The organism is Paragemmobacter ruber, assembly GCF_009908315.1.
Lineage (GTDB): Bacteria > Pseudomonadota > Alphaproteobacteria > Rhodobacterales > Rhodobacteraceae > Paragemmobacter > Paragemmobacter ruber.
Genome location: NZ_JAAATW010000005.1, coordinates 36975 through 63674, shown reverse-complemented (window position 1 = coordinate 63674; position 26700 = coordinate 36975). Strand labels below are relative to the sequence as shown.

The 26700-nt window shown below is 62.8% G+C and carries 24 protein-coding genes, 2 pseudogenes and 1 riboswitch; of the genes and pseudogenes, 5 read left to right on the top strand and 21 right to left on the bottom strand.

Going from position 1 to position 26700, the window contains the following annotated elements; translation table 11 throughout:
- Nucleotides 1-144 precede the first annotated feature (144 nt).
- The 4 genes from GU920_RS17840 to GU920_RS17825 all read left to right on the top strand — a co-directional run bounded on the left by GU920_RS17840 (nucleotide 145) and on the right by GU920_RS17825 (nucleotide 4312).
- Entirely contained in the window at nucleotides 145-2616 is a 2472-nt protein-coding gene (locus tag GU920_RS17840; protein WP_394351576.1) for a heavy metal translocating P-type ATPase, read from the top strand.
- A 7-nt stretch (nucleotides 2617-2623) separates the two neighbouring features.
- Nucleotides 2624-3091, top strand: coding sequence for a Cu(I)-responsive transcriptional regulator (gene cueR / locus GU920_RS17835; RefSeq protein ID WP_449301117.1), 468 nt, complete (start codon nucleotides 2624-2626; stop codon nucleotides 3089-3091).
- Nucleotides 3092-3116: 25 nt separating this feature from the next.
- A riboswitch (cobalamin riboswitch) is annotated at nucleotides 3117-3333 on the top strand.
- A 34-nt stretch (nucleotides 3334-3367) separates the two neighbouring features.
- Nucleotides 3368-3544 (top strand): CbtB domain-containing protein, encoded by a 177-nt coding sequence (locus GU920_RS17830; RefSeq protein ID WP_084450957.1) that lies wholly within the window; start codon nucleotides 3368-3370, stop codon nucleotides 3542-3544.
- A gap of 18 nt (nucleotides 3545-3562) precedes the next feature.
- Complete coding sequence (locus tag GU920_RS17825) at nucleotides 3563-4312, top strand: CbtA family protein (RefSeq protein WP_161768470.1); 750 nt, start codon at nucleotides 3563-3565, stop codon at nucleotides 4310-4312.
- Nucleotides 4313-4323: 11 nt separating this feature from the next.
- Here the strand turns inward: GU920_RS17825 and GU920_RS17820 are convergent.
- The 16 genes and pseudogenes from GU920_RS17820 to GU920_RS17750 form a co-directional block, all read right to left on the bottom strand.
- A pseudogene (locus tag GU920_RS17820) lies at nucleotides 4324-4998 on the bottom strand (hypothetical protein); the annotation flags it as partial.
- 63 nt (nucleotides 4999-5061) lie between these two features.
- Nucleotides 5062-5847 carry a TniQ family protein gene (locus tag GU920_RS17815; protein ID WP_161768469.1) on the bottom strand — a complete coding sequence of 262 codons (786 nt, stop codon included), beginning with the start codon at nucleotides 5845-5847 and terminating at the stop codon, nucleotides 5062-5064.
- Nucleotides 5844-6029 (bottom strand): hypothetical protein, encoded by a 186-nt coding sequence (locus GU920_RS19620; RefSeq protein ID WP_235933390.1) that lies wholly within the window; start codon nucleotides 6027-6029, stop codon nucleotides 5844-5846. Before GU920_RS19620 ends, GU920_RS17815 begins: the two co-directional genes overlap by 4 nt.
- Nucleotides 6026-6721: a TniB family NTP-binding protein gene (locus GU920_RS17810; protein ID WP_235933389.1), complete on the bottom strand. Its 696-nt coding sequence runs from the start codon at nucleotides 6719-6721 to the stop codon at nucleotides 6026-6028. Before GU920_RS17810 ends, GU920_RS19620 begins: the two co-directional genes overlap by 4 nt.
- Nucleotides 6722-6759: 38 nt before the next feature.
- On the bottom strand, nucleotides 6760-8103 hold the full coding sequence (locus GU920_RS17805; RefSeq protein WP_235933388.1) for a Mu transposase C-terminal domain-containing protein: 1344 nt from the start codon (nucleotides 8101-8103) through the stop codon (nucleotides 6760-6762).
- 396 nt (nucleotides 8104-8499) lie between these two features.
- Nucleotides 8500-8727, bottom strand: a pseudogene (locus tag GU920_RS17800) (chromate transporter); the annotation flags it as partial.
- 183 nt (nucleotides 8728-8910) lie between these two features.
- The gene (locus GU920_RS17795) at nucleotides 8911-9432 is read right to left on the bottom strand and encodes a DUF2478 domain-containing protein (protein WP_161768468.1); all 522 of its coding nucleotides are present in this window, start codon (nucleotides 9430-9432) and stop codon (nucleotides 8911-8913) included.
- Nucleotides 9433-9443: 11 nt separating this feature from the next.
- A complete protein-coding gene (locus GU920_RS17790; protein ID WP_235933387.1) occupies nucleotides 9444-10652 on the bottom strand; it encodes a molybdopterin molybdotransferase MoeA in 1209 nt (402 codons plus the stop codon).
- A 65-nt stretch (nucleotides 10653-10717) separates the two neighbouring features.
- Complete coding sequence (locus tag GU920_RS17785) at nucleotides 10718-11335, bottom strand: carbonic anhydrase (protein ID WP_134078534.1); 618 nt, start codon at nucleotides 11333-11335, stop codon at nucleotides 10718-10720.
- Nucleotides 11325-11894, bottom strand: a complete 570-nt coding sequence (locus tag GU920_RS17780; protein ID WP_133618473.1) for a hemerythrin domain-containing protein — start codon at nucleotides 11892-11894, stop codon at nucleotides 11325-11327. The genes GU920_RS17785 and GU920_RS17780 overlap by 11 nt, the downstream gene beginning before the upstream one ends.
- 20 nt (nucleotides 11895-11914) lie before the next feature.
- A complete protein-coding gene (locus GU920_RS17775) occupies nucleotides 11915-12709 on the bottom strand; it encodes a peptidylprolyl isomerase (RefSeq protein ID WP_107326210.1) in 795 nt (264 codons plus the stop codon).
- A 5-nt stretch (nucleotides 12710-12714) separates the two neighbouring features.
- Nucleotides 12715-13500, bottom strand: coding sequence for a respiratory nitrate reductase subunit gamma (narI, locus tag GU920_RS17770; RefSeq protein WP_161768466.1), 786 nt, complete (start codon nucleotides 13498-13500; stop codon nucleotides 12715-12717).
- Nucleotide 13501: 1 nt separating this feature from the next.
- Nucleotides 13502-14197: a nitrate reductase molybdenum cofactor assembly chaperone gene (gene narJ / locus GU920_RS17765; RefSeq protein ID WP_161768465.1), complete on the bottom strand. Its 696-nt coding sequence runs from the start codon at nucleotides 14195-14197 to the stop codon at nucleotides 13502-13504.
- Nucleotides 14197-15723: a nitrate reductase subunit beta gene (gene narH / locus GU920_RS17760; RefSeq protein ID WP_161768464.1), complete on the bottom strand. Its 1527-nt coding sequence runs from the start codon at nucleotides 15721-15723 to the stop codon at nucleotides 14197-14199. The genes narJ and narH overlap by 1 nt, the downstream gene beginning before the upstream one ends.
- A complete protein-coding gene (locus GU920_RS17755) occupies nucleotides 15720-19466 on the bottom strand; it encodes a nitrate reductase subunit alpha (protein ID WP_161768463.1) in 3747 nt (1248 codons plus the stop codon). Before GU920_RS17755 ends, narH begins: the two co-directional genes overlap by 4 nt.
- A gap of 15 nt (nucleotides 19467-19481) precedes the next feature.
- Nucleotides 19482-22199, bottom strand: a complete 2718-nt coding sequence (locus GU920_RS17750) for a nitrate/nitrite transporter (RefSeq protein ID WP_161768462.1) — start codon at nucleotides 22197-22199, stop codon at nucleotides 19482-19484.
- Nucleotides 22200-22448: 249 nt separating this feature from the next.
- Here GU920_RS17750 and GU920_RS17745 point away from each other — a divergent pair, with 249 nt between their 5' ends.
- Nucleotides 22449-23147, top strand: a complete 699-nt coding sequence (locus GU920_RS17745) for a cyclic nucleotide-binding domain-containing protein (RefSeq protein ID WP_161768461.1) — start codon at nucleotides 22449-22451, stop codon at nucleotides 23145-23147.
- A 4-nt stretch (nucleotides 23148-23151) separates the two neighbouring features.
- Here GU920_RS17745 and GU920_RS17740 read toward each other — a convergent pair whose 3' ends face one another.
- The 5 genes from GU920_RS17740 to GU920_RS17720 are packed head-to-tail and all read right to left on the bottom strand — an operon-like array spanning nucleotide 23152 to nucleotide 26662.
- Nucleotides 23152-23814, bottom strand: coding sequence for an NnrU family protein (locus tag GU920_RS17740; RefSeq protein ID WP_161768460.1), 663 nt, complete (start codon nucleotides 23812-23814; stop codon nucleotides 23152-23154).
- Between the two features lie 6 nt (nucleotides 23815-23820).
- Entirely contained in the window at nucleotides 23821-25026 is a 1206-nt protein-coding gene (locus tag GU920_RS17735; RefSeq protein ID WP_161768526.1) for an NnrS family protein, read from the bottom strand.
- Entirely contained in the window at nucleotides 25026-25673 is a 648-nt protein-coding gene (locus GU920_RS17730; RefSeq protein ID WP_235933386.1) for a 5-formyltetrahydrofolate cyclo-ligase, read from the bottom strand. The genes GU920_RS17735 and GU920_RS17730 overlap by 1 nt, the downstream gene beginning before the upstream one ends.
- 28 nt (nucleotides 25674-25701) lie before the next feature.
- Nucleotides 25702-26190 carry a hemerythrin domain-containing protein gene (locus GU920_RS17725; RefSeq protein ID WP_161768459.1) on the bottom strand — a complete coding sequence of 163 codons (489 nt, stop codon included), beginning with the start codon at nucleotides 26188-26190 and terminating at the stop codon, nucleotides 25702-25704.
- 13 nt (nucleotides 26191-26203) lie between these two features.
- Nucleotides 26204-26662 (bottom strand): group III truncated hemoglobin, encoded by a 459-nt coding sequence (locus tag GU920_RS17720; RefSeq protein ID WP_161768458.1) that lies wholly within the window; start codon nucleotides 26660-26662, stop codon nucleotides 26204-26206.
- Nucleotides 26663-26700: the final 38 nt, after the last annotated feature.

Sequence of the window (26700 nt, the reverse complement as noted above, 5' to 3'; positions counted from 1 at the left end):
GTCATCTGATAGGGCTTCCCACGGTTGTAAGGTCAAGCCCACAAAGCCGTGATGACGAATCTCAGGTTGCCCCTTGACCTTACCATAATGGGAAGCCGTATCTCATACGGCGGAGGCATCCCTGAAAGGAATTCCGTGATGAACATGCTCGCAAAGCAATCGTCTCGAATTGATACCGATCTTATGACGATCGACGTCGACGGGATGACTTGCGCGTCCTGCGTCGCACATGTCGAACGGGCTTTGAAAGCAGTGCCGGGGGTGACGACGGCATCAGTTAACCTTGCCACCGAGCGAGCCGAGGTTACGGGCGTGGCGCTCGATCGCGGTGCGTTGGTGAGGGCCGTCGAAGATGCGGGCTACGATGTGCCAGTAAAGCCCATCGATCTCGCTATCGAAGGCATGACCTGTGCCTCTTGCGTGGCGAGGGTCGAACGGGCGTTGGCATCAGTGCCGGGGGTAGCGTCTGCCACCGTCAATCTAGCTACCGAGCGGGCAACAGTGCGAGGATCGGCCGATGTGGCGGCGCTGACCCGAGCGGTAGCAGACGCGGGATATGACGCCCGCCCCGCAGCCCCAGCTATGGCTGCGCATGATGGCGCGACAGCGAAAAAGGCCGCAGAAGAAGCGTTGCTGAAGCGAGATGTTGTAATCGCTGCCGCCCTTTCGTTACCGGTCTTCGTTCTGGAAATGGGGTCGCACCTGTTCATGCCGGTCCACATGGCCGTAATGAACACGATCGGGATGCAGAACAGTTGGTATTTGCAGTTCGCCCTGACCTCGGCAGTCCTCTTCGGCCCCGGCTTGCGCTTTTTCCGCAAGGGCCTGCCTGCGCTTGCCCGCCTCACCCCCGACATGAACAGCCTGGTCGCCGTCGGCACCTCGGCCGCCTACGGCTATTCGCTGGTCGCCACCTTCGCTCCAGGGCTCCTGCCTGCCGGGACAACATATGTCTACTACGAGGCGGCGGCGGTGATCGTCACGCTGATCCTGCTCGGTCGCTATCTCGAAGCGCGCGCCAAAGGACGCACGTCCGAGGCGATCAAGCGGCTGGTCGGCCTACAGGCCAAGACAGCCCGGGTGATCCGCAGCGGCGGGGTGGTCGAGGTGCCTGTTTCCGAGGTGCGCCCGGGAGATGTCGTCGAGGTCCGTCCCGGTGAGCGGGTGCCAGTCGATGGCGAGGTAATGACTGGCGCAAGCTGGATCGACGAGAGCATGATTTCGGGCGAGCCGCTGCCGGTGGAGAAGACCGCTGGGAATGCGGTAACCGGCGGGACTGTAAACCAGACAGGTGCCTTCACGTTCCGCGCCACCGCGGTGGGCGAGGCGACGATGCTCGCTCAAATCATTCGCATGGTCGAGGCGGCACAGGGCGGCAAGCTGCCGATCCAGGCACTCGTCGACAAGGTCACGATGTGGTTCGTCCCGGTAGTGATGGCGCTTGCAGCACTGACCTTTGCCGTCTGGCTGATCTTCGGCCCCGACCCCGCGCTGACCTTCGGTCTTGTCAATGCCGTAGCCGTGCTGATCATCGCTTGCCCCTGCGCCATGGGCCTCGCCACGCCGACCTCGATCATGGTGGGCACCGGGCGCGGGGCCGAAATGGGGGTGCTGTTCCGCAAGGGCGAGGCGCTCCAGTCTCTTCAGGGGGTGAAGGTCGTGGCACTCGACAAGACCGGCACGCTAACCGAGGGCAGGCCGAGCCTCACCGACCTCGATCTTGCACCAGGTTTCGATCGCGCCGCCGTTCTGTCACTCTTGGCAGCCGTCGAAGCGAAGTCCGAGCACCCGATCGCCCGCGCCATCGTAAAGGCCGCAGAAGACGAAGGTTTGTCCCTGCCCGCCGTCACAGCCTTCGACTCCGTTACCGGCTTCGGCGTCACTGCACAGGCGGGCGGGCAGCGGATCGAGATCGGCGCTGATCGCTACATGGCCCGACTGGGGATTGACGTATCGCCCTTTGGGAATACTGCCGCTCGATTGGGAGACGAAGGCAAGTCGCCGCTCTGTGCCGCCATCGACGGCAAACTCGCTGCCATCCTTGCTGTCGCGGACCCGATCAAGGAGACCACGCCAACGGCAATCCGCGCCCTGCACACTATGGGGCTGAAAGTTGCGATGATCACTGGCGACGACGCCCGCACCGCAGGCGCCATCGCCCGCCAACTCGGCATCGACGAGATCGTGGCCGAAGTGCTGCCGGACGGCAAGGTCGCCGCAGTCAAGCGACTGAAGGCGTTGGGACAGCTCGCCTATGTCGGCGACGGCATCAATGATGCCCCGGCCCTGGCCGAGGCTGACGTTGGCCTTGCTGTCGGAACGGGGACCGACGTAGCAATCGAGGCGGCGGACGTCGTGCTCATGACCGGTCGCCTGACAGCGGTATCGGACGCCATCGCGCTGTCCAAGGCCGTGATGCGCAACATCCGGCAGAACCTCTTCTGGGCCTTTGCCTATAACGCTGCCTTGATCCCTGTTGCCGCGGGCGTGCTGTGGCCGAGCTTCGGCGTTCTTCTGTCACCGATCTTCGCTGCCGCCGCGATGGCCTTGTCGTCGGTCTTTGTTCTTGGAAACGCCCTCCGGCTGCGGCGGTTCCAGGCCGCAGTTGTGCATTGAAGGAGGCATGATCATGAACATTGGTGAAGCGGCAAAGGCCTCGGGCGTGTCGGCCAAAATGATCCGCTACTACGAATCTATTCGCCTTATTCCCACCGCAGGGCGGACCGGATCAGGCTACCGCGTCTACTCTCCGACTGAAGTGCAGATGCTGCGGTTCATTCGTCGGTCCCGCGACCTTGGCTTTTCGGTCGAGAAGATCGAAGAGCTTCTGGCACTCTGGCGCGACCGGACCCGTCAAAGCGCGGATGTGAAACGCCTTGCGACGGACCAGATCGACGGCCTCGAACGGAAGGTGCGCGAGATGCAGGCCATGATCGACACACTGCGCCACCTAGCCGACGCATGCTGCGGCGATCACCGGCCCGACTGCCCAATCCTGGCTGACCTCGGGCACGGGGTGGAGCATGGATCTGATTGCACGACACAGCAGAGCGGCAAAGCAGTACCGGTGCAGCATTTTCACTCCCGGTAGTCAGTTGACTTCGCGGGGGTTCGGCGCAAAGCTCTCATTGTTTGGTGTTCAAGGGGCGCAGAGTCCTGGAACTCAATCGGGAATGAGGAAGGGCGGACCCAATTGCGGCGCCCGAGGCCTCAGCCGCCCCCGCGACTGTATGCGGTAGCGGTCCTTCATCGTGCCACTGGGCCAATGCCCGGGAAGGCGAAGGACTGTGTTAATCCGCGAGCCAGGAGACCGGCCAAGCGATGGCGCAACCCTAATCCCGTCGGGTGTGACGGGCGGAGAACCTTCATGTCCACCAGAATCCTGTCCGCCACAGCGGAGCAATCGAAGAGCCAGTTCGGACCAATCCTGACCAGCGCGCTTATTGGCGCAGTGCTGATCTTTGCCGCTGGTTTTGCTTCGCCTGACGCATTGCACGCTGCAACGCATGACACACGTCATGCGACCGGTTTTCCCTGCCACTGACGTTTCTGGATAATCGACATGACAAAGACCTTGCTGTCCGGCGGGGTAATCGCGGGTGCCATCGCGGGCCTCGTGGCTGCCGTTTTTCAGTTCTTTCTCATCCAACCCCTGATCGTCTTGGCTGAACGGTATGAGACGGGCGAACTCGTTCTGATCGGGATCGAGAGCAACAAGCCCGACCCTGCACCTAACCCGCTAGAAACGCCCGGCCATGATGCGCAGGGCGCGGAAAATACGGACAACTTGCTTGTGCGCAATGGCTTGACGGTCCTGACCCTGATCCTCACCTGGGCGGGCTTTGGCCTGCTGGCCGGAGCCGGCCTGACCGCGTTCCGGGCTCTGCCCGGCGGCGGGAGGATCCCGGCCACAGCCCTCGGCCTTATCGGCTTTGCCGTCCTGTCCCTTGCGCCTGCAATCGACCTTCCGCCCGAACTGCCCGGAATGGAGGCAGCGGAACTGGCGGACCGGCAACTCTGGTGGGTTGCGACTGTCGCGATGACGGCTGCCGGCATTTTCTTTGCTGCGGGGTTGCGGTCCTGGCCCGGGCGGCTCGCGGGCCTTGCCCTGATCCTGGCACCCCACCTTTTCGGAGCGCCCTTGCCACCCGTTTCTGCCCCGGCAGTGCCGCCCGACCTTGCGGCGCTCTATGCGGCGCGCGTGCTAAGCGTGAACCTGATCGGTTGGCTGGTGCTGGCCATCGCACTCTTGCGGCTTTTGCCGGAAGCAGGCGCGAAGGCCGATGCTGACGGTTTGACGGAGCCGGGGTGAGAGAAGGCAACCTAGGCTGCGCGTGCACACCACATGCGAAATCTTCCCTGCCCGGTCACTTCTCGGATCAAACCTCGCGCCTGCATCCAGGCCATGTTCCGCTGAACGGCCGCGCGACTGGCGCCGGTGATTGCCTCGGCCATTGGGGCGGAGACAAGGGGCCATTCGGTCAGAACTGCGCGCAAGGCTGGGGGCGTTTTGCCCGAGAGCGTGACCATCTCGGTTTCGGACCGCGCTGACCAAGCCTCGATGTCGTCAAGGTGCCGCATCGCGGTCCGGCTTGCTGTCTCCATCCCGTCGAGCCATCGCACCAGTCGGTCAGCAGCAGTGCCACCGGCGCGCAGCCCGCCTGCCCCGCCCATGGCGAGAGGGGCAAATATCGCTCCCCTGCCCTCTCCGGTCGCAATCCGCGCGGCCGTGACAGCCGCTTCCATCCGGTCTCCGTGCTGCCCGAGACCCGCCAAACTCCAAATGTGAAAGCCCATGCAGGCACGGCTGATCGGGTGCAGGTCGGCAGCTTGCGCCATCAGGTCCAGCCAACCGCCCGCGCGATCCGCAAAGGGCTCCGCCTCATCCGCCAAGTTCTCGGGGTCACGACGATCCACAAAAGCGGCCAGGTCCACCTCCGGCCTTGGCCCCCCTATCAGGCGCCGAACCGCCCATCCGACCCGCGCCAGGGCGACTGTCGCGTTGCCATTAAATCCGGCACAGTGCGCGTTGAGCGGTGTTGTTGCCCTTAAATGTGATATTCAAGCGCCGACAATGCGGCGCGTTTCCCTGTTTCGCAGTACAATCCGGTCAACTGCTGCAAGAAGACGGGGCTCTCTTTCAAACGCACGAAGCAAGGCAACTCTTGCGTACCCATCAAGGCCAGTGCTGAACATAGCAGCCTTGGCCAGTGGACGTGACTGAGCCACGGAGATGGCGGCAAGGCAGAAGAGTCTCACGTCGGGTCTGGGACTTTGAAGGGCAAAGGCTGTATCCGCGCGAACGGACTTGAGCGCCTTGGCATAGGTGGCCGCCCGCATGGCACGTCGAAGTTTGTTGACGCAGTTGGACGTCACCGCGCTTTCGAGCAACCCTGCCCCGCTTCGGGCACGACGCACCAGCTTTTCGGATAGTCGGCTGCGATCAGGCTTGATGAGGATCGACACAAGTCGGGTGCCGCAGATCTGGCAGTCGAATGCCCATAACTTCCGCCACTGTTTGAGCGCTATACCGCGCCGAGAGCAGTCGGGACAAGATTGGAACGCGACCTGCGCCGTCATCAGGGCATCGGTCTGGGTCATTGTCCCAAAGGTAAGGGATTGAACAGTTTCAGCGGCAACACGGGCCGCAATCGATATCTTTTCTGCTGTGGTCGCGGCCACCTCGACGTCAAAATCCAGCGTGGCGACCTGTCGCGTATCGACTCCAATATGCGCCAGGAGTTCGTCGACCTCACAATGGTTGGTGACCGCCAGTCGCGTCAGCCATCCAGAAAGCAGCTCATCTGCAAGAGGCGTGACGGTTTTCGGCAACGGCCGCGGCTTCACGCTCTGGCCTTCTCGAGCCGCCGTTGGGCGTTCGCATGGCGCGACCAGACCGGTGTCCATTTGGCAATAGCCTCATCCGTGATGCATTCCTCGCCCGTGACGATTGCGTCGATGGAGAGGTCCTTGACCAAGGAAAAGATGCGCGAAGTTACCCCGCCGGTCAGCGCCAGTATCTGTTTCAACGATTGACCTTCAGATTGGACTTCTTCGCGAGCGGCATGGCCGCGATCAAGGTCTGGATCATGTCCGAGAACTCGGCATCGTCGCGCCAGTTTGGCAGGTGGTGTTCATCGAGGCGTCGGGCGAGTTGGACATCGCCGCGAATGGCATCGACCGCTTCGCTGACTCCAAAGCAAACCAGCGATGCCTCGAGTTCATTGCTGAGGTAACGCAGAACATTCAGGAAGCGGCGTTGTTCGCGATGGGTTCCCGCGAGGAGGTTGTGGACTTCGTCAATCATGATCATCCGAAGCCCGAGGTCGCGAAGAAGGCCAACAACGCGGACCTCAAGTGAAGCGACGCTTTGGGCCCGCAAGCTTAGCGCCGATGACGGGGCGCCGACGGCAGCGAGGATGTGCATATAGAACCGCCGTTCGTCCGGGGCCGGTGGTGCCTGCAAAAGAAGCAGCGGGGTGCGCGTGATACCTGATTTCGGATCGTATTCTGGCGCGTACCTGCGCGACAGGTTGCGGGCGATCATCGTCTTCCCGATGCCGGAGGCCCCATGCACCAAGAGGCCCGGCATTCGGGTCTGCCGCGGCATCTCAATCAGGCCCTGCAGCCGGTCCAGCACTTGTTCTGCGCGCGGAAAACCGATCCAGATGTCCGATTGAATGAGGGCGATACGGCCGTCTTTTTCAGGTTCTACCCTCAATTCACCAGCGCTCCACCTTAAACATGGGGCGCGATGTATCACCGGTGTCGACTGGTCGCAGCCCCTCGGATGCCCGATCCTCGGCGGCCAGACCCCGAAGAATTACTTTCTCGAGATCGGCGCTCTGCCTTGGTCAGCGCACGGCTTTCACCCTCAATCTGGCGTTGCTGCCGGATCAATTCGGCGAGGACCAATTCATTCGTGCCCACTTTGCCCATGGCCCGTGCCTTTTGCATGGTCTCGCGGTATTCCCAGAGCGACACCGGCGGGATTTCAAGGTTGCGGTACCGGGCCTCCACACATCTGCCGCCGTCCAGTTCGATCCAGACCGACGAGAGATCGCGGGGATCGTAGCGTACGACCACCTTTCCGTCCCGGCGACCAACATAACCAGCAAGGGCGTCGGACCAGTAGCGCAGGTCGAACAGATGGATGCCGTCACGACGTACTTGCCGCTGCTCACTTGGCAGGAAACTCACCCGAAACGCCTCCATGTCGAAGGGGATGTCGCCGGACATTTCCCCGGCGAGCTCTTCCCACTTGGCGACAGGAGTGCAGCCAAGGCTCGAATGAATGCTGTTGTTGTAGCGACAGATTTCCAAGGCAAACCACCGATCAAACTCTCGCAAGGTCATCGCCGCCATGGCTTCGGCATCGTAGCCGCCTTTGGCCGCGACCGACGACTGAGTTGTTCCCGGCAGGAGATGCACCGCGCCCATCATCGTGCCGATCATCCGCTCGACATGCCCACCAAAATGCGGGCTTCCTGGCGGCCGGTAGATGAGGTTGATCCCCCATTCCGCACACGCTGACTGAAAGGCCTGGGACCGGAAATCGCGGCCATTGTCGACGTGAATGCTGACCGGCTTGCCCTGCGCGGGCCACGGTGCATTACACTCGAGGTCTGCCAGAAATTCAGCTTTGGGGGCGACGGCCCGCGTGAGGCACAAGGCCACCGAAAGGCGGGACGGCGCCTCGAAGCTGACGTGGTATCCCGTCACCATGCGCGTGGCGATGTCGATCGCCAAGGTCACCCAAGGCCGGCCGACGGGTTTGCGCTCGAAGCTGTCGACAAGGATGATGTCCGCTGGTGTGTGATCGATCTGTACAACGTCCAGCGGTCGTTCTGATCTATTCCTTCCCGTCACCGGCGCAAACCTTTGGCGCGCTGCCTTTGCGCCCTCGCGCGCTTTCATGACTTCGCGCGCATCGATCGCATCGAGGCGACGCTGAACGGTGCGGCGCGTCGGCGGCTGAAACCCACGCTCACGGCAGGCACTGCGGATTTCTGTTACAACTCGCGCCAGGCTGGGGCGTTCTCGCCGAAGGTAGTATCGGGTAAGATGCTCTTCGATGATGTCCTCGACATCACCGGGCACCATGACCAACCCCATGGGTCGGCCGCGTTTGCGGGGAACAAGAGCGCTTGTCCGGCCACCTTCTTCTGCAAGCCGTCGGATCCAACGCCAGACAGTGGTCCTGCTGACGCCCAGCTCCCAGACTGCATCACGTATACCGCTCTCCAAGCTCCCGGTGCGGCTGAGATATGCCTGAACAAGCGGTCGAAGGACCGATGCCCGACGCAGCGCCTCAGCACCGGCATCGCCACAGTCTTCGTCAGTACCTTCCATCGCTGCCAACCGTCCAACCCCGCGCACGCTGTGTCAGCTTTAATGGCAAGAATGTCGGATTTAAAGGCAAGATACCATATTTAATGGCAAAGCCGCCCCATTGATTTCGTTGACTTTCGTATGCCGCATTAAAGGGCTACGCGACACCACCTGACTGGAGGCGGGACCGGGCAGGAACTGGCAGAGCGCCACAAGGTCTGCATAGGCGTGGTCGGACAGCCACTTGCGCCGGTTGACCAGCTCCTCGCGGAAGTAGCCCAGATGGGCGATCGGGCCGCCAAATGACGTCAGGCCAAGCTTCAGGAACGTGGTGAACACCTCGCCCGGCGTGCGCAGTGTCTGACTGTCCCTAGACAGTTGCGTATCGCCCATCATTCTACGTGCCTCACCCAGATCCGTTCGCTCAATCGGAACTGATGACGGAGCGCACCTCAACGTCTATCGGTGATTTCGTGAAAGATTTTTGACGGTCAACTGCCGCGCCTAATTTGCGGCGATATCAGATAGGACCCTCCCAGAGAGTGAAGGCAACATGGCCGATGTTACATCCTCGGCGACTCACGCCGTGGCAAGGTTCGATCCGGTCATCTGAATGGCCCAACTCTCCAAGGCATTCGGTTCAGGCGCCAATGGGACTGCGAGGCCACCTGCGAACTCTTCGAAAGCAGACAGGTTGAGCGAGTTGACACCTACCAAAACTGGTATCCCGTTGGATAGCGCTTCCGCTACAACCATTCGGAATCCGCGCCCTTCGGCTTCGTGTTTGCCAAACTTGTTTATGATCAGCAGGTCTGCACCTTGCACCATGCTTGCTGATACAAGGCCAACTGCTTTCTCCAAAGCCGCCGGGTCAAGCCTGCAACCGCGCGATGCTCGGCCGAGGTCCTGGCTGATCCGTAGAATTGGACCGTTGGGTAAGACTTGCACATCCATGTCACACGGCCCTGCATCGGAGCGCTCGGAGTTTATCTGGACCGTACCGCAGCACCGAAAACCACGCGAAGCCATTGCTCTTGAAAGATTAAAGAGGATGAGATCAGTATCGCCGCGGCCCGGCGCCATTGTGTAAGCGAGGTTCATCTTCGGCCTTCTCAGTTTGGACAAAAGGGTTGGAATTCGACGAGTGCGCCTTCGGGCAGGAAATCACAGTCGGCTGGCAAAAAGATCAACCCGTCTGCTTCGGGTAACCCGCGGACATGGCCGGAATGAGTTTCGGCATAAAATGTCACGACCTCACGGCCTTGGCCGTCAAAGCCTACGCATCTCGCGGGTCGTAACTCGCAGCGACCGGGCTTCCTGGAAATCGCCGCTCCCGTAACGACATGGCGCCGGGTAACTCGCTCCGTTTCACCGGTCAGTCGGGCGACAATCGGCGTTCCGAAAAGCTGCCAGGTGACGAAGGCTGACAAGGGATTGCCTGGCAAACCCAGCCACCATGCGCCCCGAATACGACCGAAGGATACCGGCTTGCCCGGCTTGATCGCAACGCCACTAAATTGAATGTCCCCGCCAAGAGCTAACAGCGCAGGTTTGATGTGGTCTTCCTCACCGACCGAAATTCCGCCGGTGGTGATGACAAGATCAGCATTGGCAGCCAGTTCCGCAATCTGCAGGAACAACCCGTCGCGACTGTCAATGCCCTGTTCCACAGCAACAATATCGATCTGGGGCTGCGTCAGAATGCCGGTCAGCATGGGAGTGTTCACGTCCCAGATCTGAGCCTCGGCACGCAGAGCACCGGCCGTGCGAATTTCGTTGCCGGTCACCAGAAGCGCCACGCGCAATCGCCTGCGCACCGTTACAGAGCCCGCCCCGGCTGCAGCACAGGCGGCAATCGCGCGCGCGTCAAGCCGGCGTCCCGTCTCAAGCACCGTGACCCCTGCCTCCATTTCACTACCGGCTCGGCGGATGTTGAGCCCGGGCGTTGGTCGCGTGGCTACCCGGATCGTCTTTCCCGTCCGCTTGACTTCTTCTTGCATCATGACCACGTCCGCGCCTTCAGGAACTTTTGCTCCAGTGAATATTTGCGCGGCTTGCAGGTCGACCAGAGACATGGCTGAGCACTGCCCCGCCTGGATACGCGCTGCTACGTCCAGTACCCACGGTCCATCACCCCGCAGCGCCGCCGAGGAAAAGGCAAATCCGTCCATTGCAGCGTTGTCGAACGGAGGAGACATGCTGCGTGAACTGACAGGGTCGGCAAGCACGCGGCCCAAAGCCTTGCCAAGACAGATGTCTTCCGTTCCGTCGACGATGGTCACGCAATGCCCAATCAGGTCGTGAGCGGCATCGATCGTCATCAGCTTCTTGCTTGTATCGTGACCCTCACAGCCACAGCCGGTCCGTGTCACTGGCTGAAGGATACTCATAGTGCTGCTCCTTCCTTGAAATGTCCTGGACCCACGCTGCAGTCGAGGTCGCGCAACAGGCCGTCCTTCAAACCGTAGATCAGCCCATGCACCCGGACTTTCGCGCCGCGCGTCCAGGCTCGCTGCAGGATAGGCGTCTCGCAGACCCGGCGGACGCCTTCGACCACGTTGAACTCGGCCAACCGGTCGCGCTGCGCCTCAAGGTCCGGCTGGCGGCTCAGATCGACCGCATAGGCGCGGGAAAGGCGTCGGATCGGCTCCAGCCAGTGGTCGGCAAGACCGTGAGGAAGATCCTCGGTTGCTGCCTTGACCCCGCCGCAGCCGTAGTGGCCGCAGACGATGATCTCGCGCACCTTCAACGCTTCGACCGCGAATTCCAGCGCGGACAGCATGTTCATATCAGAGGAATGAATGATGTTCGCCACGTTGCGATGGACAAAGACCTCGCCTGGGTCGAGCCCCGCCACGACGTTGGCCGGAACACGGCTGTCCGAACATCCGATCCAGAAGAATTCCGGGGCTTGCAGGGCTGCGAGACGGGTAAAGTATCCAGGTTCCTGCGCCTGTCTTTTGGCCGACCAGTCGCGGTTGCGGGCAAGGATATCACTCAGCACTGGTCACCCCCTGGCTGGTGGGAAGCCCGCGCCGCAACCGCATGTGATTGGCCAGACGGCGCAAGTCGCCCCGCGTCAACCGGGCGCGGGCTATGGGCAGGAGGATAGCGTTCTCCGCCACCAGATGGCGGCGGACATGAGCGGCGAAACGCGCAAGAACCTCGCGGTCTTCGCTGGAAAGGTCGGCCCCAGCGTCGAGGCAGTTGGCGATGGCCCCACGCACTGAAGGCAGCAGGGACAGGGCCTGCTCCTGATCGTGGCGGATGCGGCCCAAGACGGAGGCGATGGAATCTTCATCGGTGCAGCGCCGCGCAAGGGTGGGGAACAGGTCTTCCACCTCATCCCGCAGATGCACGCCAAGCTCTTCGTTCAGAAAACGCAGGATGGTGACGCCTGCCGGGCGGTCGAAGGTCTCGGCGGCGACGAGGCGGTCTATCTCAGCGCAGATCTGGCGTTCGCGCAGATGGTCCTCGCTGATGAAGTCCAGCGGCCGGGCCAAAAGGCCCGGATCGGTGGGGCCTTGGCCGCTGCCACGTCGCGCTGGTTCTGACCGCTTCATGGGACGCTCCTGACCGTGGATCAGATCGGGGCCAGGCTTGCGCCGGTGATCGTAGCCTTCTGGCCAAGCCTGTTCACGAAGTCGCGCGAGGCACGGGCCCAGGCGGCCTTTTCGAGTGCCTCGGCGATCCTTGGCCGCACCGTTTCGAACGGCAGTACCTGCCCTGGGGCGAGTGCATTCAAGCGGATGATGTGCCAGCCATGCCGCGACAGGACCGGGGCCGGGGTCGTCTGGCCTTCGGACAAGCAGCGCAGAGCGGCTTCGAACTCGGGCACTGTATCGCCGGGGCCGATCTGGCCCAGATGGCCCCCTTGTGCCTTTGACCCGCAGTCGCTTTTGCGGGCGGCGTGGGCGAAGTCCTTGGGCCCCTCTCCGAGTCGGGCCAGAAGTGCCTGTGCACGCGCCTCGGCAGCGGCCGTCTCAGTCTGATCGCGGGGGTCGCATGCGCACAGGATATGCGAGACGTCCCAAAGAGGGGCCGAGCGATAACGCGAGGGGTCTCGCGCCCATTCGGCACGGATCGCGTCATCGGTCACCGGATCGGGCAAGACCGCCTCTTCCAGCAAGACGCGGATCAGGGCTTCGTCTTCCGTTTCCCACCGCCCGGGGGCAAGTGCGAGCGGTTCAGCAGCCAGCCCGCGCGCCCGGGCCTCTTGCAGCAGCAGCGCCCGGATCGCCATGGCCTGCGCCGCCTTGCGCCAGGCGATGCCCGGCTTGTCCTTCGGTGCGCTGTGGTTCTGGGCCTCGGCGGCGATTGCCGCCGAGGGGATGGTTTCGCCGTTCACCACGACATCGGGGAAAAGGGACATGTTCATCGCACTCACTCCGCCGGGGTATGGGCTTTGGGTCCCTCAACGCCCTGCCGCCTGTCAAAGGCGCGGCGGCGTTCTTCCAGCGGGCGGCGGCGACGGGACCGCACGATCTGGTAGCCGGAGCGGGCCACAAGATAGCGGAAGGGCGCCGCGAAGCCCGACCAGATGTGCACCAGCCGCGTGAACGGAAAGAGCATGGTGATGATCAGGCCGAGGAAGATGTGCAGCTTGAACAGCCAGTGCACGTCCACCACTGTGACCCAGGCGTTGATGTTCCATGTCACCACGCTTTGCGACCATTCCATGAAGCGGATCATCTCTGCCCCGTCCATGTGCTGAAGGGACTGCGTGATGGTCAGCAGGCCAATGGCAAGCTGAAGCCAGATCAGGATCATGATCAGGATGTCGAGGGTGGTTGACGTGGCGCGGATGCGCGGATCGGTCAGTCGCCGATGGATCAGCATGGTGCCGCCGATCAGCGCCGCAAGACCCGCAGGCCCGCCGATCAGAACTGCCATCCACTGCTTCAGACCATAAGGCACAGCCAAGGCATCCAGCACCCAGACAGGTGTGAACAGGCCGACAAGGTGGCCGAAGAACACCGTCAGGATGCCGACATGGAACAGGATCGACCCCCAGATCAGCTGCTTGCGCCGCAAAAGCTGACTGGACGAGGATTTCCAGGTGAAGGGATCGCGCTCATAGCGGGCGATGGAGCCCACCAGAAACACGGTCAGCGCGACATAGGGCATGACCCCGAAGATGACGAAGTTGATGTCGAAGCTCTCGAACATGTCATGCACTCCTGTGCTGCGGGGCGGGTTGGTCCATCAGGGCCAGCATGTCGCGGACCTGTGGACAGCCTGCATTGGGGTCGGGGCCGAAGGTAACTTCGGTTTCCTCCCAGACCGCATCCAGCGCCGCCAGATCGGTCGGGTCATCGTCGGGCTGGCCCAGCATTCCGGCCACGGCATCGGAATCTGCATTGCCCCCGGCCAGTGCGGAAAGGGCGGCGAACGCAGCGGCATACCCGCTCTCGCGCCGCTCGAGGCGACCCGAGAGGGCGTCGAGGATATGCGCCGCGTCCGCCAAGGTTTCCTGCGCTTCGCGTGTGGGGCGCGTCGCCAGGAATTCCAGAAGCACCGGAAGGTGGTCGGGCAGTTCCGAAGTGGCGGGTTCAAACCCGCCATCGCGGTAGGTCTCGATCAGACTGACCATCGCGCCGCCCCGCTCGCGGCTTTCGCCGTGGACGTGTTCAAAAAGGTTGAGCGACAGTGTCCGCGACCGGTCGAACAGCATCACATACCGCTCTTGCAGGTCATAGAGGTCGGAATGGGCCAGCTGATAGGCGAGGGCCTCGAGCGCAGCGCGGGTGGCAAGCGGCAGCCGAGGATCGGCTGCGAAGACGTCGGCGATGGCGGGCATCGTTTCTTGCAGTTCGGCCGAGGGATAGCTCAGGATCAGCGACAAGGATTTGAGGGTGCGGTCCATCAGAACGACTCCAGCGGAAGGGCGAAGGACTTTTTCTTGCCGCCGAACAGGCTGGTCTTGCCGCTCTCGCCGTCAGAACAGCCGTTGCCGTCGGTGAAGCCGCAGCCGCCACGAATGTCTGCGCCGGCCTCGTTCTGTTCGCGGTGCGCGGTGGGGATTGCGAAACGGTCCTCGTAATCCGCAATCGCCATGATCTTGTACATGTCCTCGATCATCCGGCCCGACATTCCCACGCGGGCGGCGATGCCCTCGTCGCGCACGCCATCCACCGTCAGTGCGCGCATGTAGAGGCGCATCGCCGACATGCGTTCCAGCGCCGAAACAATGGGTTCCTCATCTCCCGCCGTCAGCATGTTGGCGAGGTATTTCACTGGAATGCGCAGGGACCGCACGTCGGGCATCTGGTCACTCATCGCGATCTGACCCGCCTGAGCAGCGTTCTGGATCGGCGACAGCGGCGGAATGTACCAGACCATCGGCAGGGTGCGGTATTCCGGGTGCAGCGGGAAGGCCACCTTCCAGTCCATCGCCATCTTCCAGACCGGGCTGATCTTGGCGGCCTCGATCCAATCCTCCGGCACGCCATCGCGGCGGGCGGCGGCGATCACCTCGGGGTCGTTCGGGTCGAGGAACACGTCCAGCTGCGCGCCGTAAAGGTCGGTCTCGCGCTCGGCGCTCGCGGCCGCCTCGATCTTGTCGGCGTCATAAAGGATGACGCCCAGATAGCGGATGCGCCCCACGCAGGTTTCCGAACAGACCGTCGGCTGGCCGCTTTCGATGCGCGGATAGCAGAAGGTGCATTTCTCGGACTTGCCGGTGTCCCAGTTGTAATAGACCTTCTTGTAGGGGCAGCCCGAGATGCACATCCGCCAGCCCCGGCATTTTTCCTGGTCGATCAGGACGATGCCATCCTCCTCGCGCTTGTAGATCGCACCCGAGGGGCAGGAGGCCGAGCAGGTCGGGTTGAGGCAGTGCTCGCACAGCCTCGGCAGATACATCATGAAGGTGTTTTCGTATTCGCCGTAGATGTCCTTCTGCACCTTGTCGAAGTTGTAGTCCGCCGACCGCTTGGCGAATTCGCCACCCAGGATCTCCTCCCAGTTCGGGCCCCTCTCGATCTTCTCCATCCGCTCGCCGGTGATTTTCGACCGGGGGCGCGCGGTTGGGAAGGCCTGCATGTCGGGGGCAGATTTCAGGTGGTCATAGTCGAAATCGAACGGCTCGTAGTAGTCGTCGATTTCCGGCATCGAGGGGTTCGCGAAGATATTCGCCAGAATCCGCCATTTGGCCCCCTGCTTCGGCTGAAGCTTGCCCGAGGCGCTGCGGACCCATCCGCCATTCCAGCGTTTCTGGTTCTCCCAGTCAGTGGGATAGCCGGTGCCGGGCTTGGTTTCGACGTTGTTGAACCAGGCGTATTCAACGCCTTCCCGCGTCGTCCAGACGTTCTTGCAGGTGACCGAGCAGGTATGACAGCCGATGCACTTGTCCAGGTTCAGGACCTTGCCGATTTGCGCACGAACTTTCATTCCGCTGCCTCCAGACCTTTGGTTGCGGGACGGTCGAGCCAATCGACCTTCTTCATCTTGCGGACGATCACGAACTCGTCCCGGTTCGAGCCGACGGTGCCGTAGTAGTTGAACCCGTAGGACAGTTGCGCATAGCCGCCGATCATGTGGGTGGGTTTCAGCGTGGCGCGAGTGACCGAATTGTGGATGCCGCCCCGGTTGCCAGTCTTTTCCGACCCGGGTGTGTTCACGATCTTTTCCTGTGCGTGATACATGAAGAGCGTGCCCTGCTTGATCCGCTGGGACACCACCACCCGCGCCGTCAGCGCGCCGTTGACGTTGTAGGCCTCGACCCAGTCGTTATCGACAAGGCCCGCCTTCTTCGCATCCACCTCGGACATCCAGACGACAGGCCCGCCGCGGTTCAGCGTCAGCATCAGGAGGTTGTCGGTATAGGTGGAATGGATGCCCCATTTCTGGTGGGGCGTGATGAAGTTCAGCACGACATGCGGGTTGCCCTCGGCCGCGTCGTTGTTGACGGCCTTGGTGATGGTCTTCAGGTCCACCGGCGGTCGATAGCTGACGAAACCTTCACCGAAGGCCCGCATCCAGAGGTGATCCTGATAGAGCTGCTGCCGTCCCGTCAGCGTCCGCCACGGGATCAGCTCGTGGACGTTGGTGTAGCCCGCATTGTAGCAGACCGTTTCCGACTCAATCCCGGACCAGGTGGGCGAAGAGATGATCTTGCGCGGTTGCGCCGCGATGTCGCGGAAGCGGATCTTGGTGTGATGCGCGCCCTCGGCGAGATGGGTGTGGTGCTGGCCTGTAGGCTTCTCCAGTTCCTCCCAGGCCTTGACCGCGACCTCACCATTGGTCTCAGGCGCCAGCATCAGGATCATTTCTGCCGCGTCGATGGCGGTGTTCAGTCTGGCAAGGCCCTTAGACACGCCCTCGTCCTGCACCACCCCGTTCAGGTCGCGCAGATGCCCGACCTCGACCTTGGTATCCCAGTTGATCCCCTTGCCACCGTTGCCAAGCTTTTCCAGCAGTGGACCGACCGAGGTGAACTTCTTGTAGAGGTTGGGATAGTCCCGCTCGACCGCGATGTAGTTCGGCGCGGTCTTGCCGGGGATCAGGTCGCATTCGCCCTTTTTCCAGTCCTTCACATGCGCCTGAGCCAGTTCGGCGGCGGTGTCGTGGAGGAGCGGCAGCTGAACGATGTCGGTTTCGACCCCCAACACTTCAGGGGCCACTTCGCTGAACTTCTTCGCGATGGATTTGAAGATTTCCCAATCCGACTTCGATTCATAGGCCGGGTCCACCGCCGCCTGCAGCGGATGGATGAAGGGGTGCATGTCAGACGTGTTCAAGTCGTCCTTTTCATACCAGGACGCGGTGGGCAGCACGATGTCGGAATAGACCGCCGTCGTCGACATGCGGAAGTCGATGCAGACCAGCAGGTCCAGCTTGCCCTTCGGTGCCTCGTCATGCCAGACGGTCTCAACGGGCTTGGCATGGCCTTCCTCGCCCAGATCCTTGCCCATGACGCCGTGGTCGGTTCCCAGAAGGTGCTTCAGAAAGTATTCGTGCCCCTTGCCCGACGACCCCAGCAGGTTGGACCGCCACACGAACAGGTTGCGCGGCCAGTTTTCCGGCGCATCCGGGTCCTGGCAGGACATTTCCAGATTGCCGGATTTCAGTTCAGCGGCAACGAACTCCTTGATGTCCTTGCCCGCTGCCTTGGCGGCCTTCGACACCTCCAGCGGGTTGGTCTTCAGCTGCGGGGCCGATGGCAGCCAGCCCATCCGTTCCGCCCGGATGTTGTAGTCAATGAGGCTGATGTCCCAGTCGCCCTTGGGCGCCGTGGGCGACAGGATTTCACCCGCGCGCAACGTCTCATACCGCCACTGGTCGGTATGGGCGTACCAGGCGCTGGTCGAGTTCATGTGCCGCGGCGGGCGGTTCCAGTCCAGCGCGAAGGCCAGCGGCGCCCAGCCGGTCTGTGGCCGCAGTTTTTCCTGCCCCACATAGTGCGACCAGCCGCCGCCTTCCTGGCCGATGCAACCGCACATCACCAGCATGTTGATGATGCCGCGGTAGTTCATGTCCATGTGGTACCAGTGGTTCAGACCGGCCCCTAGGATGACCATGGACTTGCCCCGGGTCTTTTCTGCGTTGCCAGCGAATTCACGGGCCACCGCGATGATCTTTTCGCGCGCGACACCTGTGATCTTCTCCGCCCAGGCGGGGGTATAGGGGGTGTCGTCGTCGAAGTTTTTCGACACCCACTCGCCACCCAAGCCCCGGTCCAGCCCGTAGTTGGCGCAGAAAAGGTCAAAGACTGTGGCAACCAGCGCCTCACGCCCATCGGCCAATTTCACTTTCCGTGCGGGGATATTCCGGGTCAGCACCTCCGGCGCGTCGCATTTGACGAAGTCGCCCGTCGCGGCACCGCCGAAATAGGGAAAGTCCACACCGACGATACTGTCGTGGTGTTCATCAAGGATCTGGCTCAGGCGCAACCGCGTCTCGGCATGGCCAGCTTCTTCGACCAGATTCCACTTGCCCTCCTCACCCCAGCGGAAGCCGATGGAGCCGTTGGGGGCAACGAAGCGACCCGTCGCCTCATCGAAGGCGACGGTCTTCCAGTCGGGGTTGTTCGCCTCGCCCAGCTTGTCGTCGAAATCCTCGGCCCGCAGCATCCGTCCTGGAACAAGGCGGCCGTCCTGTTCGTCCAGCACCACCAGCATCGGCATGTCGGTGTATTTGCGGGCGTAATCCTCGAAATACTCGGCCTGCCGGTCGAGGTGGAATTCACGCAGGATCACATGGCCCATGGCCATCGCCAGCGCCGCATCGGTGCCCGCCTGCGGGTTCAGCCAGATGTCGCCGAACTTCGCGGCTTCGGAATAGTCGGGGCTGACCACGGCGGACTTGGTGCCGCGATAGCGGACCTCGGTATAGAAGTGCGCGTCGGGCGTGCGCGTCTGCGGCACGTTCGACCCCCAAAGCATCAGGAAGCCCGCGTTGTACCAGTCGGCCGATTCCGGCACGTCGGTCTGTTCGCCCCAGGTTTGCGGCGAGGCGGGCGGCAGGTCGCAGTACCAGTCGTAGAAAGACATGCAGGTGCCGCCCAGAAGCGACAGGTAGCGTGACCCCGCCGCATAGCTGACCATCGACATCGCGGGGATGGGCGAGAAGCCGAACACTCGGTCCGGTCCCCAGACCTTTGCGGTATGCGCGTTGGCGGCGGCGACGATCTCGGTCGCCTCGTCCCAGGTGGCGCGGACGAAACCACCCTTGCCGCGGGTCTTGGTATAGCTCGCGCGCAGGGCGGGATCTTTCTGGATCGCGGCCCAGGCAGCCACGGGCGTCATCGTCGCCCGAAGCTTGCGCCATGCGCGCATCAGGCTGCCCCGGATCAGCGGATTCTTCACACGGTTCGCGGAATACAGATACCAGCTGTAGGACGCCCCCCGTGCACAGCCGCGCGGTTCGTGGTTCGGCAGGCCCGCCCGGGTGCGCGGATAGTCGGTCTGCTGCGTCTCCCAGGTCACGATGCCGGACTTGACGTAGATCTTCCAGCTGCACGATCCGGTGCAGTTCACCCCGTGGGTTGACCGCACGATCTTGTCGTGCCGCCAGCGGTTCCGATAGGTGTCCTCCCACCCCCGATCCTCGCGCGTGGTTTCACCCCAGCCGTCCGAGAAGGTTTCCAGCGTCTTCTTCTGGAGGAAGTTCAGTCTGTCGAGCAGGTGGCTCATCTTGGCGTCCTTTCGTTATTCGGCAGGGTGGGGGGCCGCAAAAGCGCGACCACGCTCGATGTCATGAAGAAGTCCGCCGGGCCGGGTGTAGACGACCCAGGTCAGGACCAGGCAGATCACGTAGAAGGCAAGGAACAGCCACAGTGCGCCGACGGGTGAGCCGGTCATCGCGATGGAAGAGCCATAGGCCTTGGGGATGAAGAAACCGCCATAGGCGCCGATGGCGCTGGTGAAGGCGACGATGCCGCTCGACTCCATCGCGATCTGGCGGGCGCGGTCGGCGCCGGTCAGCTGCGGCATCAGGCGCGGCACTTCGCGGCCCATGATGACCGGGATCATCTGGAAGGTGGACGCATTGCCGACCCCGGTGAAGAAGAACAGCGCGATGAAGCCTGCGAAGAACCCAGGGAAACTGCCGGCCTGCAGCGAGAAGATCACGGCCAGAACGGATGCGATCATCCCCGCGAAGACCCAAAAGGTGACGCGGCCGCCGCCGAACCGATCCGCAACCCAGCCCGTGCCGGCACGGCTCAGCGCGCCGACCAGCGGCCCGAGGAAGACGTATTGCAGCGCGTTCACATCCGGGAAAGCGATCTTGGACAGCAGCGGGAAGCCTGCCGAATAGCCGATGAAGCTGCCGAAGGTGCCGATGTAGAGGACGCACATCAGCCAATTCTGCGTGCGGCCAAAGATCACTGATTGCTGGGCAAAACTCGCCTTGGCATCGGCTATGTCGTTCATCCCCAACCACGCCGCGATGGTCGAGGCCAGGATGAACGGCACCCAGATAAAGCCTGCGTTTTGCAGCCACAGCGTGCCGCCATCCTGCAGAGCCACGCCCTCGCCGCCCACGGCACCAAAGACACCGGCGGTGATGACCAGCGGCACCAGGAACTGCATGACGCTGACGCCCAGGTTGCCAAGGCCTGCGTTCAGAGCGAGCGCATTGCCCTTTTCCGCCTTCGGGAAGAAGTAGCCGATGTTGGCCATCGAAGAGGCGAAGTTGGCCCCGCCAAGCCCGCAAAGAAGCGCCAGAACCAGGAAGATGAAGTAGGGGGTTTCCGGGTTCTGCACGGCATAGCCGATGCCGATGGCGGGCAGCAGCAGCGAGGCGGTGGAAAGCGTCGTCCAGAGCCGCCCACCAAAGATCGGCACCATGAAGCCGTAGAAGATGCGCAGCGTTGCCCCGGAAAGCGCAGGCAGTGCGGCCAGCCAAAACAGCTGTTCCGGCGTGAAGGCAAATCCGATCAGCGGAAGCTTCGCCACGACCATCGACCAGACCATCCAGACCGAGAAGGCCAGAAGCAGCGCCGGGATCGACAGCCATAGGTTGCGGCGTGCGACGGCACGGCCCTTGTCGGCCCAGAAGGTCGCATCCTCGGGCCGCCAATCCTCGAGCACACGCGGCATGGCGGTGCGTTCGGGGTGGTGGATCGGCTGCATCTCAGGCAGCTGCGGCAGGCGGTCCAGAACCTCGCCATGCGCGGCGCGCTCCATGGCGCGGATCGACAGGTGCATCCAGGTCAGCGCGATCCCGACCAGCACGAACAGCAGCGCAAAGCACGAGGTATAGATGCCCGTCAGGTCCAAAAGGGCTCCAAAGGCGATGGGGAGGACGAACCCGCCAAGCCCGCCGATCATGCCGACAAGGCCACCGACTGCGCCGACGTTGTTGGGGTAGTAGACCGGGATGTGCTTGAACACCGCCGCCTTGCCGAGGCTCATGAAGAAGCCAAGCGCGAAGAGCGTGGCGATGAAGGGCCACAGCCCCATGCTGGTTGAAAAGGCGATGACGCCATCCTTGCCCTGGATGACATAGTCGGTCGGCGGGTACGACAGCATGAACAGGAACAGCATCGAAAAGCCGAAGGTCCAGTACATGACCGACCGCGCGCCGAACTTGTCGGAAAGGTGTCCGCCATAGGCCCGGAACAGGCTGGCCGACAGGCTGAACGAGGCGGCCGCCATGCCGGCTGTGCGCACATCGACGCCGTAGACGTCGATCAGGTAGTGCGGCAACCACAGCGCCAGCGCGACGAAGGCGCCGAAGACGAAGAAGTAGTAGAGCGAGAAGCGCCAGACCTGCAGGTTCTTCAGGGGCGCGAACTGCTGGGCGAAACTCGGCGGCTTTGCCCCGGTCCGGCGACGTTCAACGAGCGAGGGATCGTCCTTGGCGAAAACAAAGAAGATCACCGCCATCAGTGCCAGGCCTGCGGCCCAGACATTCGCTACCCCTTGCCAGCCAAAGCCCACCATCACGAAGGGCGCGACGAACTTGGTCACCGCTGCCCCGATATTCCCCGCGCCAAAGATGCCAAGCGCGGTGCCCTGATGGCCCGCATCATACCAGCGGCTGACATAGGCGACGCCGATGATGAAAGATCCGCCCGCTAGGCCAACGCCCAATGCGGCCAACAGATACATCGGATAGCTGTCGGCAAAGGTCAGCGCCCAGGTCGCCAAGGCCGCCAGCAGCATTTGCGTCGAGAACACCAGCCGCCCGCCATACTTCTCGGTCCAGACCCCAAGGAAGATGCGTGTCAACGAACCGGTCAGGATCGGGGTGGCGACCAAGAGGCCAAACTGCGTATCGTTCAGCCCCAGCTCGCCCTTGATGGCGACGCCGATGATCGAAAAGATCGTCCAGACGGCGAAACAGGCGGTGAAGGCGATCGTGCTCAGCGTCAGGGCGCGGGTCTGGTCGGCGCGTGAGGCTGTCGTTGCGGTCTGCATGGCGGGATCTCCGGCAAGAGGGAGGCAGTTTCCCCAGTGGGGTTGATGCCAGTCCTGAGATCCACGCAGGCCAAAGAGGTTGATCTAGATCATCTGTTGCGGATTTCTTATTGAAATAAATGGCTTAGTGAAAAATGTCAGGTTCGCTTGCAGGGTCAGTCAAGGCTCCTCTTGCGATGATCAATTGTTGGCTTGACAATTATCAATCGTGGGATTGGACTCTGCCAAAGCACTTCTAAGGACGACAGGATGCCCGATTCATCATTCAGGGAGATTCGCGACCTCGCGCTGTTTTCACAGATGGCGGACGAGAATTTCTCGGCCTTGATGCGCGGTGCTTATGTCCAGAACTTCCCGGCGCAGATCGAACTGATCACTGAAGGCGACCCGAGCGACTTCCTGCATGTTGTGCTTTCCGGTTCGGTTGACCTCTTCTCGGCCTGGAATGACCGTGAGACCAGCCTTGCGACCGTTCGGCCCATCTCGACCTTCATCCTAGCCGCTACGATCAAGGATGCGCCTTACCTCATGTCAGCCCGCACATTGGAGAAGAGCCGGATCGCGCTGATCCCCAGTCAGGATGTGCGCGCCGTTTTCGACATTGACGGCAACTTTGCCCGCGCCATCGTGACAGAACTGGCGCAGTGCTACCGCTCGGTCATCAAGGCGCAGAAAGACCTGAAGCTGCGGACATCGTTGGAGCGGCTGGCGAACTATTTGCTGCGCCAGCAGAGGCGCGCCGGTGGGGCAGCATCGTTCGACCTTGATTTCGAGAAGCGCCGCCTCGCTTCAGTGCTTGGGATGACCGCCGAAAACCTGAGCCGCGCCTTCAAGGGGTTGCAGCCCTATGGGCTGGAGGTGGACGGAACACGTATCACAGTCACCAACCAGGCAGAGTTCGAGCGGTTTGCCAAGCCGAACCCGCTGATCGACGACGGGTCCACCTGAGGCGTCAGACCAGAGGGTCCACTCGGATCACCAGGGGGTGAAGCCAGATCAACCCCCCATAGAGCATGAGCCCGGCAAGTAGGCGCAAACGGGTGCCGGCGGTCAGGGATAGCGATGCGGGGCTTTCCGAAATGGCCGCGCGCAGGTCGTACCAGCGCTGCCCCATCTCTCGCTGTCGCCGCCGGTCGACAAGGCGGGCGCCAAGCATCGCGAAACCGGCGAAGGTGCCGAACAGGATCACATGCGCCAAGTCGCCGTTTGGCAGGATATGCGCCGCCGACCATATCCCGAGCGCCAGAAGCAGGGGATGCCGCGTCAGGCGGACGATTCCGGGGCTCGCCGGGTCGAACCGGTCATTTTGCGCGCCGCCGAAGGAAAAGGGGTTCGGTCGTGCAATTGCCAGCGACAGGATCACGCAGACCGGCAGCATCACGGCCAGCACGACATGGTTCTGCCACGGCGCCCAGTCCCAAAGCGGCACATAGGGCGCTCGACCCGCTGCCGCGATCAACCATGCCAGCACGCCAAGTGAGAGAGCCGAATAGGCGATGCCAAAGCCTGCATGCCCCAGCCTTGCCACCGCCCAGGGCCGCAACGGCGGGCGGATCGGAATGGAGTGGGTCAGGAAGAAGGCCCCGAAGGCAAAGGCGAATTCGTTCCAGCCCATGCCCGGTCAGAGCCGTTTCGCAGGCGGCAGGCGCAGCAGAAACCGCCCGTACAGAACGGCAAAGCCGCCAAAGGCGCAGGTCCAAGCCACTCCAGCCAGGCTGTGCAGCGCCATCGCCTCATCGGTCCAGACTCCCGCGGCCACGCGCGCCAGGACAGCGGTGACCAGCGCCAGATAGATCGCCACTGTGCCGGGGCCTGCGTGCAACTCTTGCCCAGTATGGCCCAGGGTTGCCCGCGTCATCACCGCGAGTGTCATCAACCCGACAGCGCCGCCCATCCAGAGATGCTGTGCTGCGGCCATGCCGAAGACATCCGGCATTAGGATATCGGCCGAGAGCGCGATGGCCCCCAGAGGCAGGAAAGCATAACCAGCATGCAGCACCAGGACGAGTGGCTCCGCCGCCGTGCGGATGCCCGCCCATCGCGCCAGTCGGATAGCATGCAGAGCACCTGCCAGCCCCAGCAAGACGGCGGTCACCAAGGACGTCGGCAGCGCGACCCACATGAGCAGCGCCGCCAAGAGAGCCAGCAGGGCCACCTTGTCGAACCCCTGCATCGGCGGGGCGGGCAGTTTTCCCGGCCCGCGCCGCACCAGCCAGTTGCGGGTAAAGGACGGTACAATCCGCCCACCGATGACCGCGATCATCATGACACCCGCCGCCAACCCCAGACGCAGGCCATAACCTTGGGCGGCATAATCCCCCCGCGCCGCCTCCCAGTGGTACAGTCCGTTGCCAAGGGCAAAGACCGCCAGCATCGCCAGCACGATCAGATTGCGCCAGTTCTTGCCCGCCATGATCTCACGCCCAATGGCCGCGGCCAGAACCAGCGGAAAGGACAGATCGACCGTCGCCGCCACCCCGGCAGGCAGGGTGCCCGACATGGCAACTGCCACGCGCCCGGCCAGCCACAGAAGGAACAGCCCGCCAAGCGGCCAGCCCACGATGGGCAACCGGCCTGTCCAGTTTGGCACAGCGGTCAAGAGAAACCCCGCGATCACCGCGCCGAGGTAGCCGAACAGGAATTCGTGCGCGTGCCAGCTGACTGGGTCAAAGGCAGTGGGCAGCGTCAGATGACCCGACAGCATCGGCACCCATAGCGTCATGGCCAGCGCAGTCCAGATCGCGGCCCCGAAGAAGAATGGCCGGAACCCGTAGGTCAGGATCGCAGGGCCGGTCCAGGCGCGCATCTGTTCGGCAGTGGTGGTCATCATGCGTCCTTCTGTTCGTACTGGACCCCGGCCTCGGTCAGGATGACGTCCAGTGCGATGTCGTGGGGTTGGGGAAAGATGGTGGCAAGCCGGGCAGATTGCAGACCGATACCGATTGTCATCGGGCGAGGCGACAGCACGGCGAGCGTGCGGTCAAAGTACCCCCCGCCGTAGCCCAGCCGAAACCCTGCTGGGTCCCAGCCCACCAAGGGGGCAAGGGTCAGGTCAGGCACCACCTCTGGCCCGTCAGCCGGGACCGGGATCTTCCAGAAGCCCTGCACCATCCTGCAATCCGGCGTCCATAGGCGGAACGCCAGTGGTGCAGAGGGCGCTGTGACCACGGGCAATGTGACGCGCGCGCCGCGTGCGAGCAGGCTTTCCAGCCAGGGCCGCAAGTTCAGTTCCGCCTTGATCGGCCACCAAGCCGAGAGCGTCAGCCCGTCGACGCTCGGGAAACGTTCAGCAAGGAGGGTATCGACACGCGCGGCAATCATGTCTGCCGCTGCACGACGCTGCGACACGGACAGGGCCTGACGGTCTGCGAGCAATCGCGCGCGCTCGGCCTTGCGCCAGCGGGCGACGTCGCGCGCCTGCTCTTGGTCCACAGCCAACGGATCGAAGTAGTCCGGGGCGATCTCGCAAGCCATGCAGGGGGACGAGGCGAATGGGCCCGGCTCAGACATCGGCGCGCCGCTCCGCCTCGAACTGCGGGAACAGCACGTCGTTCTCCAGCCGCATGTGCTCGGTCAGGTCACGGGCGAACTCATCCAGTCCACGGTAAAGCCCGGTCCAGGTGCCGCAGGCCCCGTCGGGCAAGGTCAGGTTTGCGGTCAGTCGGAGGATCTCGGCCAGCTCGCGGTCATGCCCGGCATGATCGGCGCGCATCACCGCGATCGGAGTCTCGATGCCGGGCATCCCGCCCTTGCGGATCGCGGGAAACAGGATCAGTTCCTCTTTCTTCATATGCACCTCCAATTCGCCGAGCATCTGGTGCAGCAAGGCCGACAGTCCGTCCGGCACGCCCACGTCGCCGAAGTGCACGTCCTCGACACGCTCGGCCATTGCCACCAGTTGCGGCAGCTGCTCCCTGTGGCGGGCATGGTAGCGCTCCTCGATGTGCCGGGTCAGGGCGGTCGGCTCGGACGGCGCTGCAGCTTCGGTCATGTGAGGTCTCCTGTCAGAAGAACAGTTTGGGTGGGGCGACGGGGTCGCTTTGGGCTGACTGAACGGCGATGTGCAGGGAATGGGCGATCCGCTCGGCGCGCTCGATCAGGTGCAAGGCACCCGCGGGCGTGCAAGTATCAACAGCTGTCGCGCGGAACAGCGCAAGCCAGCGGTCAAAATGTGCCGCATTGATCGGCAACGGAGTATGCGCGGGCACCGGCCGGCCATGATACTGCCCGGTCATCAAGGCGACCGAAGACCAGAACGTCACCATCCGCTCAAGATGCACGGCCCAATCGGTGATGCGGGCCGCAAAGATCGGCCCCAGAACGGCATCGGCACGGACACAGCCGTAAAAGCGGTGTACCAGATCGCGCAGAACATCGGGGCTAAGACCCGTCTCTACCATAAGGGCGGCCGTCACTTCCGGCCTGGTTGTCGGGATGGACAAGCTGACAGTTGCGCTGGACATCTGAGTCTCCGTCTTGCGCTTTGGCTTAGGCCTGCTAA

Excerpts from the sequence above, each read along its gene's own strand:
- GU920_RS17780 (WP_133618473.1), bottom strand. The coding sequence starts at position 11,894 with ATGAAGCGGTCAGAACCAGCGCGACGTGGCAGCGGCCAAGGCCCCACC.
- GU920_RS17795 (WP_161768468.1), bottom strand. The coding sequence starts at position 9,432 with ATGAACCTCGCTTACACAATGGCGCCGGGCCGCGGCGATACTGATCTC.
- GU920_RS17790 (WP_235933387.1), bottom strand. The coding sequence starts at position 10,652 with ATGACGATCGATGCCGCTCACGACCTGATTGGGCATTGCGTGACCATC.
- GU920_RS17825 (WP_161768470.1), top strand. The coding sequence starts at position 3,563 with ATGACAAAGACCTTGCTGTCCGGCGGGGTAATCGCGGGTGCCATCGCG.
- narJ (WP_161768465.1), bottom strand. The coding sequence starts at position 14,197 with ATGGACCGCACCCTCAAATCCTTGTCGCTGATCCTGAGCTATCCCTCG.
- GU920_RS17720 (WP_161768458.1), bottom strand. The coding sequence starts at position 26,662 with ATGTCCAGCGCAACTGTCAGCTTGTCCATCCCGACAACCAGGCCGGAA.
- GU920_RS17745 (WP_161768461.1), top strand. The coding sequence starts at position 22,449 with ATGCCCGATTCATCATTCAGGGAGATTCGCGACCTCGCGCTGTTTTCA.
- GU920_RS17805 (WP_235933388.1), bottom strand. The coding sequence starts at position 8,103 with ATGGTGCCCGGTGATGTCGAGGACATCATCGAAGAGCATCTTACCCGA.
- GU920_RS17840 (WP_394351576.1), top strand. The coding sequence starts at position 145 with ATGCTCGCAAAGCAATCGTCTCGAATTGATACCGATCTTATGACGATC.
- GU920_RS17725 (WP_161768459.1), bottom strand. The coding sequence starts at position 26,190 with ATGACCGAAGCTGCAGCGCCGTCCGAGCCGACCGCCCTGACCCGGCAC.
- GU920_RS17740 (WP_161768460.1), bottom strand. The coding sequence starts at position 23,814 with ATGGGCTGGAACGAATTCGCCTTTGCCTTCGGGGCCTTCTTCCTGACC.
- GU920_RS17735 (WP_161768526.1), bottom strand. The coding sequence starts at position 25,026 with ATGACCACCACTGCCGAACAGATGCGCGCCTGGACCGGCCCTGCGATC.
- GU920_RS17775 (WP_107326210.1), bottom strand. The coding sequence starts at position 12,709 with ATGAACATGTCCCTTTTCCCCGATGTCGTGGTGAACGGCGAAACCATC.
- GU920_RS17755 (WP_161768463.1), bottom strand. The coding sequence starts at position 19,466 with ATGAGCCACCTGCTCGACAGACTGAACTTCCTCCAGAAGAAGACGCTG.
- GU920_RS17730 (WP_235933386.1), bottom strand. The coding sequence starts at position 25,673 with ATGGCTTGCGAGATCGCCCCGGACTACTTCGATCCGTTGGCTGTGGAC.
- GU920_RS17750 (WP_161768462.1), bottom strand. The coding sequence starts at position 22,199 with ATGCAGACCGCAACGACAGCCTCACGCGCCGACCAGACCCGCGCCCTG.
- narI (WP_161768466.1), bottom strand. The coding sequence starts at position 13,500 with ATGTTCGAGAGCTTCGACATCAACTTCGTCATCTTCGGGGTCATGCCC.
- narH (WP_161768464.1), bottom strand. The coding sequence starts at position 15,723 with ATGAAAGTTCGTGCGCAAATCGGCAAGGTCCTGAACCTGGACAAGTGC.
- GU920_RS17830 (WP_084450957.1), top strand. The coding sequence starts at position 3,368 with ATGTCCACCAGAATCCTGTCCGCCACAGCGGAGCAATCGAAGAGCCAG.
- cueR (WP_449301117.1), top strand. The coding sequence starts at position 2,624 with ATGATCATGAACATTGGTGAAGCGGCAAAGGCCTCGGGCGTGTCGGCC.